This window comes from Cupriavidus sp. NPDC089707, assembly GCF_044748965.1.
Lineage (GTDB): Bacteria > Pseudomonadota > Gammaproteobacteria > Burkholderiales > Burkholderiaceae > Cupriavidus.
Genome location: NZ_JBIVHB010000047.1, coordinates 1 through 12,534 on the forward strand (window position 1 = coordinate 1; position 12,534 = coordinate 12,534).

The 12,534-nt window shown below is 62.2% G+C and carries 10 protein-coding genes and 1 pseudogene; 5 read left to right on the forward strand and 6 right to left on the reverse strand.

Going from position 1 to position 12,534, the window contains the following annotated elements:
- The 4 genes from ACIP1U_RS32205 to ACIP1U_RS32220 all read right to left on the reverse strand — a co-directional run.
- Nucleotides 1–2,706: hypothetical protein (locus ACIP1U_RS32205; RefSeq protein WP_400323894.1), on the reverse strand; the 2,706-nt coding region annotated here is incomplete at its 3' end.
- Between the two features lie 25 nt (nt 2,707–2,731).
- Entirely contained in the window at nt 2,732–3,535 is an 804-nt protein-coding gene (locus ACIP1U_RS32210) for a hypothetical protein (protein ID WP_400323897.1), read from the reverse strand.
- Nucleotides 3,536–3,893: 358 nt separating this feature from the next.
- A complete protein-coding gene (locus ACIP1U_RS32215; RefSeq protein WP_400323900.1) occupies nt 3,894–4,397 on the reverse strand; it encodes a hypothetical protein in 504 nt (167 codons plus the stop codon).
- Nucleotides 4,369–4,719 (reverse strand): hypothetical protein, encoded by a 351-nt coding sequence (locus ACIP1U_RS32220; RefSeq protein ID WP_400323903.1) that lies wholly within the window; start codon nt 4,717–4,719, stop codon nt 4,369–4,371. The genes ACIP1U_RS32215 and ACIP1U_RS32220 overlap by 29 nt, the downstream gene beginning before the upstream one ends.
- Nucleotides 4,720–5,077: 358 nt before the next feature.
- Between ACIP1U_RS32220 and ACIP1U_RS32225 the strand changes: the two genes are divergently transcribed.
- Entirely contained in the window at nt 5,078–5,728 is a 651-nt protein-coding gene (locus tag ACIP1U_RS32225) for a hypothetical protein (protein ID WP_400323906.1), read from the forward strand.
- A gap of 435 nt (nt 5,729–6,163) precedes the next feature.
- Here the strand turns inward: ACIP1U_RS32225 and ACIP1U_RS32230 are convergent, their stop codons facing one another.
- Nucleotides 6,164–7,381 carry an HD-GYP domain-containing protein gene (locus tag ACIP1U_RS32230; protein WP_400323909.1) on the reverse strand — a complete coding sequence of 406 codons (1,218 nt, stop codon included), beginning with the start codon at nt 7,379–7,381 and terminating at the stop codon, nt 6,164–6,166.
- A gap of 225 nt (nt 7,382–7,606) precedes the next feature.
- On the opposite strand from ACIP1U_RS32230, the gene ACIP1U_RS32235 reads away from it, so the two are divergent.
- A complete protein-coding gene (locus tag ACIP1U_RS32235; RefSeq protein ID WP_400323912.1) occupies nt 7,607–7,900 on the forward strand; it encodes a putative quinol monooxygenase in 294 nt (97 codons plus the stop codon).
- A 180-nt stretch (nt 7,901–8,080) separates the two neighbouring features.
- Nucleotides 8,081–9,082 carry a cysteine synthase A gene (locus ACIP1U_RS32240; protein ID WP_400323915.1) on the forward strand — a complete coding sequence of 334 codons (1,002 nt, stop codon included), beginning with the start codon at nt 8,081–8,083 and terminating at the stop codon, nt 9,080–9,082.
- A gap of 26 nt (nt 9,083–9,108) precedes the next feature.
- Here the strand turns inward: ACIP1U_RS32240 and prpR are convergent, their stop codons facing one another.
- Nucleotides 9,109–11,088 carry a propionate catabolism operon regulatory protein PrpR gene (prpR, locus tag ACIP1U_RS32245; RefSeq protein WP_400323918.1) on the reverse strand — a complete coding sequence of 660 codons (1,980 nt, stop codon included), beginning with the start codon at nt 11,086–11,088 and terminating at the stop codon, nt 9,109–9,111.
- A 294-nt stretch (nt 11,089–11,382) separates the two neighbouring features.
- Between prpR and prpB the strand changes: the two genes are divergently transcribed.
- Both prpB and ACIP1U_RS32255 read left to right on the forward strand, forming a co-directional pair.
- Nucleotides 11,383–12,291, forward strand: coding sequence for a methylisocitrate lyase (prpB, locus tag ACIP1U_RS32250; RefSeq protein WP_400323921.1), 909 nt, complete (start codon nt 11,383–11,385; stop codon nt 12,289–12,291).
- A 114-nt stretch (nt 12,292–12,405) separates the two neighbouring features.
- Nucleotides 12,406–12,534, forward strand: a pseudogene (locus ACIP1U_RS32255) (2-methylcitrate synthase); the annotation flags it as partial.

Genomic DNA, 12,534 nt, shown 5'->3' on the forward strand with positions numbered 1-12,534 from the left:
GATGGACAGAATGCCTTGGTTAGCCTGCACCCAGTCCGTCTGCTCGATGTAGCCGTCCAGGTCGACGTTCTTTCCGATGCGGCCGGTTCCGACGCCCGGCGGCAGTTCTATCTCCATCTCCACGGTCAATGCCGTGAAATGCTGGCGGATACCGTCCGCGTCCTGCTCAGGCATCCCGGCTTCGGCAGCAGGACTCTGCCATTCCTGGTTGGACAGTTGCTGCGCGACGCGCGCGCGGTTCTCGTCAATCGATCCGCTCGCCGGCCACGTCAACGCACCAGTCTCGTTCATGGCGGCAAGGATGGTTTCGGCTTCCCAGGCCGGCACCACCGCCTCAAACGCATGCACCAGGAACTCCTGCATCAGCGTCGCTTGCCCCGCTTGCCCCCGATTGCCCGCCCCGTCGAAGTAGCGGGTCTGCTCCTGTCCGTTCTCGTCAATCCATTTCAAGTACAAATGACCGGGGGCGCCGTCAAAACCCGCGGCATTGCCCAGGTAGCTATCTGGATCGTAGGCGTAGCCGATGGTCGGCAGCCGCTGGGGGATGATTGCGTAAACAGGGTTGCCATCGGCATCCACTTGGGCGGCCAGCGACTTCTGCAGTTCATCTACCAGGCTCTGCAGCATCCTGGTGGGCGTGCCGCCGCCTTGCTCGGTATCGACCGTGGTCAGCACATGGATGCTGCCATCCGGATTCCATACCGCAGTGGCCTCGCCTTCCAGCGTCGGGATATCGTCGTCGGTGAATGCCGCGCCAATCATCGCCACGGCAACCGCAGCAAAGGCCAGCGGCGGGCAGTAAGACGTGTATCCAGCGACCGCAAATCCAGCGGCAGCGGTACTCAGCGCCGCGCTGGCAATCTGGTAGCCATTCCCATCCTCGATCGCCATTACCAGCGACACGATGCTCGCGACAAGGGCAAGTCCGCCCGCCACCTGTCCCATGGTGCCGGCCGACTCCATGAGGCTGTTGCCCGCGGTGGTCGCACCGGCCTCGTATGCCGCGATGCCCTGGTCCTTGAGCATATTGGCGTAGATGGTCGCCGCCTGGCTACCCAGGTTCAGGCTGGACGCCGCAATACGCAGTCCATCGCCGTCCTGGATGGCATTGAACAGGTTGATGCCTGCCGCCAGCGCATTCAAACCAACTCCGACGCCATCCGGCAGCAGCGTTCCGCCACCAGCTCGATCCAGGTTGGCCAGCATGGCCGCGCTCGCCGCCACGATCGCCTTGGTATCTCCCGATTCGATCGCCTGGACCAGCGACAGCATGCTTTGGATGCTGCCGAGAACATCCTGGGCGACCCCGGTGCCGGCACGGCCGCCTTCCGTTGACGGCGATGTGTCCGATGGATCCGCCGACGACCCGCTACCATTGCCACCAGCATTTCCTTCAGGGACATTCGCAACAATGTTGCCCGCGGCATCTACGGTTTGCGAAACTTCCCGGCCGTCAGCATAGTGAATGGTCTGGCGATAGCTGCCATCGTCAAACGTAGTCCTCTCGGCAACGCTCGAAAGGACACCGCTGTCATCGTAGGTCTTCGTAACGATGGTGCCACTGTCCCCTGCGACCTGCACAGTCGAACTACCATCCCCAAATAACTGCGCAAACTGTATGACATCCCGGTCGCGGTCATACTGCGTCACGACAGCACTGGCACTGTCGCGAGCATTCATTGTCAGTTCGGTGTACCCACCAAGACTGTTTTGCTGCTGAATCAGGGTGCCCCCTGTAGCGCTGTCCACGCGAACCCACTGCTGGGTGCCATCAGCGCGCTGGACAACATAGGAATCCTGGCCCTCCTGAATGACGTTTGTCACCGGGCTGGAACTCAAACTTCCGAATTGCTCACGGACGGTCGCGGGGATGGACGCAAAGTCAGCATGATTTGGCGGGATGATGTACTTCCCGGTACTCGGATCAACGCTGAGCCCTTGCTGTCCAGCAAACAGCGCGCCCATCGTGTGGTCCATACCAAACGTGGCCAAGCCAAATGGGGTTGCTCCAGCAAGCAGAATGGTCTTGAAGGCTTCGGGCATGAATGTGCCCGGCAATATCGTGATTGGCTGATCCGTCTGCTCCGACAGATAGACACCTGCGGAATCGCGACTGTAGTAAAAAGTCGCGATGTCGTTTGGCGTACGAATGTCCTGAACGTTATGTCCTGCCGCAGCATATCGCGCCATGGCCGCTTCATAGCCACCATCCCCAAAATAGCCGCTATTGATCGTCGCCGATGGGATCGGGAGACTGTTGTAGACCTGCGTATCGAGGTTGTTCTTTAACGCAAACGTCTGCGCCATCCCACCACCGAGGCTATGCCCCGTCGTGGAGATTGAATAGTCAGAATACTCAGGGTTTTCCAAGATGGCATCTAATGCCTCCTGGGCCTTCCTCTGGATCTTGAAGAACTCACTTGAGCCGTTATCTAGTAGATCTGAAGTCCAGTTTGATAGAGCATCCGATCCTTTGAAGGAAAAAGCAATTCCCTTATTATCTGGATTTACAAAGATCTCCAGACGATTCTCTACAACGCCGCTGCCATTTCGTTGCTCATTCCAACCGTCCGTGAACTGAGGTTTCCCATGGCTGGCAATGCTCGCGGGCGCCATGATCGTCCATCCCGTTGGCATCTCGGCACGGCTATCTTGGTATGACAGGCTCGCGAGAGCCATTCCATCTGCTTGGTTTGGTGTTGTCATGGCAATGATCGTGGCAGCCTGTAGATCACTTCATTTGGCAGTCGCGTTTTGTACTCTGCATTTCCGGCGTGGCATTGCATATCGCGTCCTTCGCGCGCCAATCTTCTTGAAGCTTTTGATTCTTTTCAATGACGGGAACGTATTTCCCCTCAGGACTCCATCTATATTTTCCATCCCTGAAAGCCGGCCAAATCCAGGACGCCGGGGATCTATATACTAGGCATTGCCTTCCCGGGGGCGTAATGGCAATATAGAGTGGCTGTGCATAGGAGCACCGGATCTTCATGCCTCGCTCCACCCATTCGAGCCCCCTTTTCCAATTTTGCTGCTCATAGGGAAGATAAATCCCCTTTGCATACTGTGGTGCGCCACGACCATCAAAAAGCATCAATCCGAGCGCAATCATTGCATCGCTTGAACCTTTGTTGGCGGCCTTCTGATAAAGGTCTTTGATTTCCATGGGGTCGCTAATACGATTTTCCCCAATCCATCCTTCTGCATTGGCAAGCGCAAAGAGATAATCCCCCATCGGATCGCCCTGGGCTTGCAAGGATTTAATCTGCGCAATTTGCTGTGCACGCAAGCCTGCAACAAGCTTACGCGTGGCGGCCTGATCTAGGCTATTCGCGGTGGCAATGGTTCCGCCCACGATGGCCCCACATCCAGACAGCAGCAGGACATTGAGCGCAAATAGTTGGCGTGCCAGTCGAAAGATGGGGTGACGCCCGAAGATCGATTCCCAAGACCTCAGGCGCGTTGGCCTGCGCCGGTCCGACGGGCCGCCTTCGCGAGAAGACACATTACTCATACTGCATACCTTCTGCTTCATTCTTGTTTTTTCGACGAGGAGTCTGCATCAAAGCCCTCGTCGCATAGTTCGTGTTGCGCAGAATGCCGGAACGGCATAGCGATCGTGCGATCGCGCGATGGATGGTATCCACCAACGACGTAGATAGCTTGCGAAGCTCACAAGCCCCACGTCGATCCGCTCGGGACATCATGCGCGGATTATCTGTCGCGCATTCTGACCCCTCGATTGGAACAAGTCGTGTACTGATGCCGACAGTCCGTTCCTCCGTGGTGTCGCCAGCTTTTTTTGCGGTGCCTTGCCAGAGCGAGTCGCATCGAACCAGCACATATGAACGAAGTGGTCACCCCGCCACCGATCTGGCATCGCGGCTCGCAACTCAGCAACCCACACGGTTTACGTCCATTCTGGCAAAATAATGAGCCCGTCTTCCGCCGGCAACAAAACAATTGCAATATTGCAAAGGTTCACATTCCGTCGTCCGACAGCAACGGGGCCGTAGCACCGGAGCGTGGCAGAATTGCGTGAGCGCACGCGGGTCAAGATCGAGCACCCCGAACTGCCGGAATCCATCAAGCGGGTCGCGGCTGAGGCAGTGCTGGGGATCTGGCAGGCTGCCTCGGAAGCTGCCGCCGGCCAGCTCGCTCAACGCCGTGAAATGCTGGCGGATACCGTCCGCGTCCTGCTCAGGCATCCCGGCTTCGGCAGCAGGACTCTGCCATTCCTGGTTAGACAGTTGCTGCGCGACGCGCGCGCGGTTCTCGTCAATCGATCCGCTCGCCGGCCACGTCAACGCACCAGTCTCGTTCATGGCGGCAAGGATCGTTTCACCTTCCCAGGCCGGCACCACCGCCTCAAACGCATGCACCAGGAACTCCTGCATCAGCGTCGCTTGCCCCGCTTGCATAGCCTTGCTTGTCCGCCTGTGTCTTCAGCGCATCAAGATAGCCTTCAGCCATGCCATACTTGATTTTCGTGATCTGCGCATCGGTCAGCGACTTGCCTAGCTCCTTAGCGGTGTTCTGCATGTAGGTGAGCGCTGATGCCCCAGCTATGGTGTTGGCGTCAGCCACACCGCCAGCCCAGCCGGCGTACTTATATCCATAGCCCTCAAGCTGACTATAGACTTGCGATGGCGTGAGTTTGCCCGCGTCGAACTGTGAGCGGATCTTGGCTATGGAATCTGCAGATATCGCCTTTGGCATGAAATCGTTCTCTTATTTTTGTAATGGCGATGCAACGCCAGAAGGCCTATAAGGCTGCACACGGAATCTGAAGATAAGTTCGCGAGCTCTATGTTCGTATTCCCTCCATGAATGCAGCGACCTCGCGTCGTAGTGCAAAAAGATATGGCAAAACGATTAGGGACGGTCTGTATGTTAGTGGCGGTAGCGCTGACATTTATGGTGTTAGGCGGGGCGGGCCTCTACGTCTATGCACAGGAGCGGCACGACTTGTCACCGCCCGGCCATGAGAAGGCGAAGCAGCTTCAGGGCACCCCCTTTTGGGCTGCCTCGGGGCGCCGATCCGATCGTTGGTGATCTCGGTGGCGTGCCAGTATCGGTGCCGCTCAACTACACGCATCTGATAACCGAGTACGACGGTGATCCGAGTGTGTTTGATCCAGAGCGCCGGAACTGGAAGGCCCCGACGCGTACTTTTGTATCGAAGATCAATTCTCTGCCCCTGATGGTGCATTTGCCCGATTTCGCACCCAGGGCGCCGGAAAATGAGGCGAGCTACGACCGCGCGCAAAAATCCGTTACTGAGCCTGAGGAGTGGTTGTCGATCGGGGTTCGAGCCGGTGAGCGGTTTTTCATCCAAGATGCCGCACTCAATAGCGGCCGAATATATGACAGAGCCAAGTTTATCGAAAGTCATTCGGGGCCGACAAATCTACGGTTCGGAGGACCTGCGGTTGTCAAATACGAACGACGAGCGGAGCTGCGACATGGTCTCGTGGAATTTAGACCGCTCGGTTTCAAGGCAGACGAGGATGGGAATGGTCGCAACACCCGTCTCTTCTTCAATGAGGTCGACGGTGGGGACGTGACGTTTATCAAATGTCATGCAAGTGGTAGTCCGATCGAGAACAATCATCGCAACATTTGCTCACACTCGTTCGTTCTCTATCCCGCGGGTCATACCTCCCTTGCATTCGAACATTCCGGCAAGACGCTTCGCTCTCTGCTGGCAGCCCGCCGCAAACAATGACGTTTGGTGCTTCTCTTATTGCCGTGAGGACTGAAAGCCTCGTAAAAGGCCGAGGCTATGACATTTTCTCGATGGCCACAACCTGCTGGGGCCACGAAAGCAACCTCAGTTTTTCGATTTTTACAATGCGAAATGCAAGGCCGCGATAGTGAGAACTGGCGCTGGTGCTTATGCTCAGATTGAGCTATCAGAGTGGAAGAAGCCCCGCCTCAGCAAGACAGGCTGTCGGATTGGTTGATCATCTACGGATGACCATCAATCTGAATAAATCAAGATTTCGCCCCCTGGGCGCAAGTACGTGAAGTACTCGAAGGCACGTCCCACTGGAGTTCACCTGCCGCCGACGCGCTCTCACGCTGCGAATGGGTGGGGCACGCCTGCGCTACCACTATTCCATGTGAACATTGAAACCGCATGGCCCCGAATGCTGCCACTTCATTCCGCCCCCGCATACATCTCCATCAACTGTCCATCCGTATAGCCCCAGTCCGCGGCATTCTCGAACGCCACCACCGTCTCCTCACTGTGCCGCAGGTCAACCAACTCGGTCGGCAACGGCTTCGACTGCGACACCGAGAAGAACACCATCACCAGCGGCCGCAGCGGATCGGCTACGTTTTGCCCGCAGACCACCGCCAGCCGGTTCGAGCGCAGCCGCAGCACCGTGCCGAGCGGATAGATGCCAACCGTTCCGGTGAAAGCCTTGAACACACGCCGGTCGAACAGCGTGTCGACGCGAACGGCCATGTATTCCATGGCGCGGGCGGGAGACCATTCCTGGTGGCCGGGGCGTGCGGAGGTCAGTGAATCGTAGGCATCGCAGATCGCGGCAATCCGCGCGTGGATGCTGAGTTCGTGACCGGCCAGGCCGAAGGGGTAGCCGCGGCCGTCGACGCGCTCGTGATGGTGGACGCAGACGTCGAGCGGGATGTTGGAGTACAGCCGCGCCTCGTTGAGGATGCGGTAGCCTGCCGACGGATGGCGGCGGTAGCTTTCCTCTTCTTCGGGCGCGCGCGCGGTGCCCGTGTGCTGCACGGACTCGGGCAGCGTCAGTTTGCCGATATCGTGCACCAGCCCGGCCAGGCCGAGTTCACGCACTTCATCGTCCGGCAGGCCGAGCTTGCGGCCGACCGCGATCATCAGCGCGCAGACGGCAAAGGCGTGCAGGTAATTGTAGTCGTCGCGCGCCTTGAGCCGCGCCAGCGCCAGCAATGCCTGGCCGTGGCGGGATAGTGAGCGCGAGGCGGCATCGACCAGCAGCAGGGCCCCCTCGACTTCCAGCGCACGGCCCATGCGTATACCCGCGAACATGGAGCCGATCACGGCCTTGCCGGACTGGAGCAAGTCGCGCGCGCGGCCGATCTCGGCTTCCAGCGAGGCGGCCGGTTGCGGAGCCGGCGGCTGCCTGGCGTGCGCCGCGGGACCGGGCGCTGGTACCAGCGGCGGCTCGGCCACGCCAGGCGCCGGCAGGTTGCGGCCCCTGAGGATATCGATCCAGACTTCCCGGACGCCGGCGGACTGGATCTGCCGGATCTGGTCTTCATGGCTGACCAGGAATCTGGCGCGCCAGAATGGATGCTTGATCCACGGTCCGCCCAGCCTGGCGACAAACATACCGACCTGCAGTTCTTCCGACCCGATCCGTCTCAGCATGAGATAACCCCCGGATATTGGTTTTCTTCTTGTCGGAATGGCTATCGGCAAGCCGGAGCCAGACTTGAGACTTGTTTGCTGCGGCCAGATCCGGGGCGCTCCCCCTTGTCAAGCTGCGGCGGAATGCCCGGACGGCACCGTCAGGCATTCCAGGGACCCCGGCGCCCGGGCGCTACAATGGTGCGCCCAGTGCTCCAGACGCCAGCCAGTCGCCCCCGTTCAACCATGTCCGGAACGTACACGCTAGTCGGCATCGCCCGTGCCAAGTCCCATCGCCGCGAGGCGCTGGTATCCCAGCTCACCTCCCTGCAGACGCGCGGACTGAAGGAGCCCGGCTGCCTGGACTACCATGTCGGTCAGGATGCCGAGGATGCACAGGTCATCGTGATCTATATGGTCTGGGACTCGAAGAACGCCCTGGAATCGCACCTGAACCGGCCGTATATGCGCGATTTCCACGCCTCGCGCCGGGAATTCGTCGAAGGCGACTTCAGTTTCCGCTGGCTGAACGCCGCCTGACGCGGCCAGCGACGGCGCCGGGCGTTACCGGCGCCACTTCTACGGGTTCAAAGGCCCTCCCCCCCCAACACCCCCCAAACGTCCCCGATCCGGCCTCCCCCGCTTGTCATTCCAGCCGCCCCGGTCTATCAATCAGATTGACCCTCATCCAGGGCCGCCGCGGCCCGGCAGGAGTGCATCATGGAAGTCAGGGACGGATTTGCCGGCACCATTGGCCACACCCCGCTGATCCGGCTGGCCGGACTGAGCGCCGAGACCGGCTGCGATATCTACGGCAAGGCCGAATTCCTGAACCCGGGCGGCTCGGTCAAGGACCGCGCCGCGCTCTATATCATCCGCGACGCCGAGCGCCGCGGGCTGCTGAAGCCCGGCGGGACCGTGATCGAAGGCACGGCAGGCAATACCGGCATCGGCCTGGCCCACCTGTGCGCGGCGCGCGGCTACCGGTGCATTGTGGTGATCCCGGACACGCAGTCGCCGGAGAAGATGGAGCGGCTGCGCATGCTGGGCGCGGAGGTGCGCGCCGTTCCCGCCAAGCCTTATGCCGATCCGGACAACTATCAGAAGATCGCCGGCCGCCTGGCCGAGGAAACAGACAACGCGATCTGGGCCAACCAGTTCGACAACCTCGCCAACCGGCAGGCCCACTACGAAACCACCGGCCCCGAGATCTGGCATGCCACGGCTGGCCGCATCGATGCCTTCACTTGCTCCACCGGCACCGGCGGGTCGCTGGCGGGCATCGCGCGCTGCTTGAAGGAGCACAAGCCGGCCGTGCGCATCGTGCTGGCCGATCCGCATGGCAGCGGGCTGTACCACTACGTGAAGCATCGCGAGGTGAAGGCCGAGGGCAGCTCGATCACCGAGGGCATCGGCTCCAGCCGCGTCACCGCCAACCTGCAGGACACGCCGATCGACGATGCGGTGCGGATCGACGACCAGACCTGCGTGGACATGGTCTACCGGATGCTGCGCGAGGAAGGGCTGTTCCTGGGCGGCTCTTCAGGAATCAATGTCGGCGCCGCCGTGGCACTGGCCCGCGAGATGGGACCGGGTCATACCATCGTGACGCTGCTGTGCGATCGCGGCGACCTGTACATGGGCCGGTTGTTCAACGAGGCGTGGCTGGCCGGCAAGGGCTTGCAGCCGATCCCGTTCCGGCGCGTCGGTCCCGGAGTATAGGCACGGCCAGCGGGCACCACCAGCGGCTACGCCGCCTTCAGCCGCCGCCACAGCGTGGTCGGGCTGATGCCCAGGACATGGCACGCGGCGGTCCGGTCGCCGCCGCATTCGGCCAGCACGCGGCGGATGTGCTCGACTTCGCTCGATTGCTTGACGCGGGCCAGCGAATGGCCGGGCTTGCCAGCCGTTGCAGTGCGCGCGGCGGGGTCGGCCGGCGCTTCCGCCATGACCATCGCAACACCGTCGCCGCCGAACAGTTCCGGCACGGCCGCCTGCAGCTCGCGCAGCAGTGCATCGGCTTCCAGCTTGCGGCCGGCCACCAGCACCGCGATGCGCTCGGTGACATTTTCCAGCTCGCGGATATTGCCCGGCCACGCATAGCGCGCCAGCCGCGACCGCGCCGCGGCGGGCAGGCGCTGCGGGCGCTCGGTGCCCAGGCGCTCCTGCGCGCGGCGGTACAGCAGCTCGGCGAGCTCGGCCAGGTCTTCGGCGCGCTCGCGCAATGGCGGCATCTCGATGCGCAGGATATTGAGGCGGTAGTACAGGTCCTGGCGGAAAGAGCCGTCGCGCACCATCGCGGGCAGGTCGCGATGGGTGGCGGCGATCACGCGCACGTTGACCGGCACGGCGTCCAGGCCGCCGATCGGCAGTACCTGTTTTTCCTGCAATACGCGCAGCAGGCGTGTCTGCAGCGTCGGCGGCATGTCGCCCACTTCGTCGAGGAACAGCGTGCCGTTGTGCGCCGACTCGAACAGGCCGGCCTTGCCGCCGCGGCGCGCGCCGGTGAAGGCGCCCTCTTCATAGCCGAACAGCTCGCTTTCCAGCAACGCTTCCGGAAACGCGGCGCAGTTGACCGCCACGAACGGGAACGCGCGGCGCGGGCTGGCGTCGTGCATGCCCTGCGCCAGTACTTCCTTGCCGGTGCCGCTCTCGCCGCCGATCAGCACGGTGGAATCGACCACGGCGTAGCGCCGCGCCAACGTGCGCAGCTCGGTCATCACCGCGGACGTGCCGGCCAGGTCGTCGAGGCTGTAGCGCACGCCCGCGGGCCGGGCGCGGCTGCGCGAGCGCAGGTTGCGGTCCACGCGCTGGATCGCGCTGGCGTCCTGGATAGTCAGCACCGCGCCGGTGGTGCCCGCATCGCTGGCGATCGGAATGCGGTTGACCACCACCATCTTGTCGCCGAGCTTGTGGATCGCTTCCAGTTCCTTGTCGCCGCTCTGCATCACGCCTTCGAGCGACAGGTTGGGCGCCAGCGTCTGCAGCTTGCGGCCCACCGCGGCCGCGGCCGAGGTGCCGAGGAAACGCTCCATGGCTGGGTTGAACGACTGGATCCGCCCTTCCGCGTCGACGGCTGCCACGCCCTCGTTCAGGTGCGCCAGGATGGTGTTGACATAGTCGCGCCGGGTGGATTCAATGCGGCGCAGCCGTGCGGCCTCGATCGCGTCTTCCAGCGCCATGCGCACCGAATTGCCCGAATACAGGAACACGCCGGTCAGGCCATAGCGATCGGCCAGGTCGGTGACCAGCCCGGGGCCGACCACGACCTGGATGCCCTCCTGCTTGAGCGCCTTGACCCGCGCCACGGCGTCATCCTCGGTCAGGTAGGTATAGGCCGGGATCGCCAGCGAAAACGCGCGCACGAATTCATCGACTTCGGCATAGGTGGAAGCATGCGTGACCAGCGCTACCTTGGCCGAGATGCGGCGCGCGGTGGCGAGTGCGCTCATGACGTCGAAGCCCGTCACCTTGACCAGCACCACCGGCACGTCGACGTGCTGCCGCAGGTAGGCGCCATTGGAGCCGCCGGCGACCACCACGTCGAGGCGGCCTTCGCGCACTTCACGCGATACCGCGCTGGCGGCGGCTTCGAAGCCCTTGCCGACGATGCGGAATTCCGCGCGCGCGGCGTAAGACGGAATCAGGTCGGCAAAGGCGCGCGCCAGGCGGCTGATACCGATGGCCCAGATGCGCGGGCGGGCTGGCGTGGAGGCGGGAGGACTCATGGTGCGGTGCCGGGTGGGAACGGAGCGGGGAGCGGGTGAAACCCCGCCGGAACAGGCGTACAGTGCTGGCACATTGTCCGTCATGCCAGTCTCGATTTCAACTTTGAATTCACGATTTGCGAAAATGAAATGCAAATGTGCTGAAATGATGACATCTGGCATTCGCACGAATTACCCCTGCTGCCCGCCAGTCCAGTTCTGACAAGGCTTCCCGGGATTTCGCCGACGTCCGCGCGAGGACTGGCACGGCCCTTGCGCTTATGGCACCGTCTTGTTCACCTCAACGCAAACGCCATGACCTACTCCGCTTCCGACCTCGCGCGCTCCGCAGGCGCCCGTTTCCGCCAGGCGCTTGCCGAAGAACATCCGCTGCAGGTGGTCGGCACCATCAACGCCAACCACGCTTTGCTGGCCAAGCGTGCCGGTTACCGGGCCATCTACCTGTCCGGCGGCGGTGTCGCGGCCGGTTCGCTGGGCCTGCCCGACCTGGGCATCTCCAACCTGGACGACGTCCTGACCGATATCCGCCGCATCACCGACGTGTGCGACACGCCGCTGCTGGTCGACGTCGACACCGGTTTCGGCGCCTCGGCCTTCAACGTGGCCCGCACCACCAAGTCGCTGATCAAGTTCGGCGCCGCGGCCATGCATATCGAGGACCAGGTCGGCGCCAAGCGCTGCGGCCACCGTCCCAACAAGGAAATCGTCACGCAGGGTGAAATGGTCGACCGCATCAAGGCGGCCGTCGACGCCCGCACCGACGAGAACTTCGTCATCATGGCCCGCACCGACGCGCTGGCCGTGGAAGGCCTGGACCGCGCCATCGAGCGCGCCGTGGCGTGCGTGGAAGCCGGCGCCGACGCCATCTTCCCGGAAGCCATGACCGACCTGGCCATGTATCGCAAGTTCGTCGACGCGGTGAAGGTGCCGGTGCTGGCCAACATCACCGAGTTCGGCGCCACGCCGCTGTTCACCACCGAAGAACTGGGCAGCGCCGGCGTGTCGATGGTGCTGTACCCGCTGTCCGCCTTCCGCGCCATGAACAAGGCCGCGGAAAACGTGTACGCGGCGATCCGCCGCGATGGCACGCAGAAGAACGTGGTCGATACCATGCAGACCCGCTCGGAGCTCTACGAGAGCATCGGCTACCATGACTTCGAGCAAAAGCTCGACGCCCTGTTCGCACAAGGCAAGGGCAAGTAAGGCAACCAGACTCAGGCGCGGCCGGGCTGGGTATATCCCCTCCCGGCCGTTCGGCCGCATAGATCCGGCCGATCCCAAACAGGCAACACCAGGCATCACATCAAGGAGACCCAGATGTCCGAAGCGCAACCGCTCGTCACTCCCAAGCCCAAGAAATCCGTCGCGCTGTCCGGCGTTGCCGCCGGCAATACCGCGCTGTGCACCGTCGGCCGTACCGGCAACGACCTGCACTACCGCGGCTAC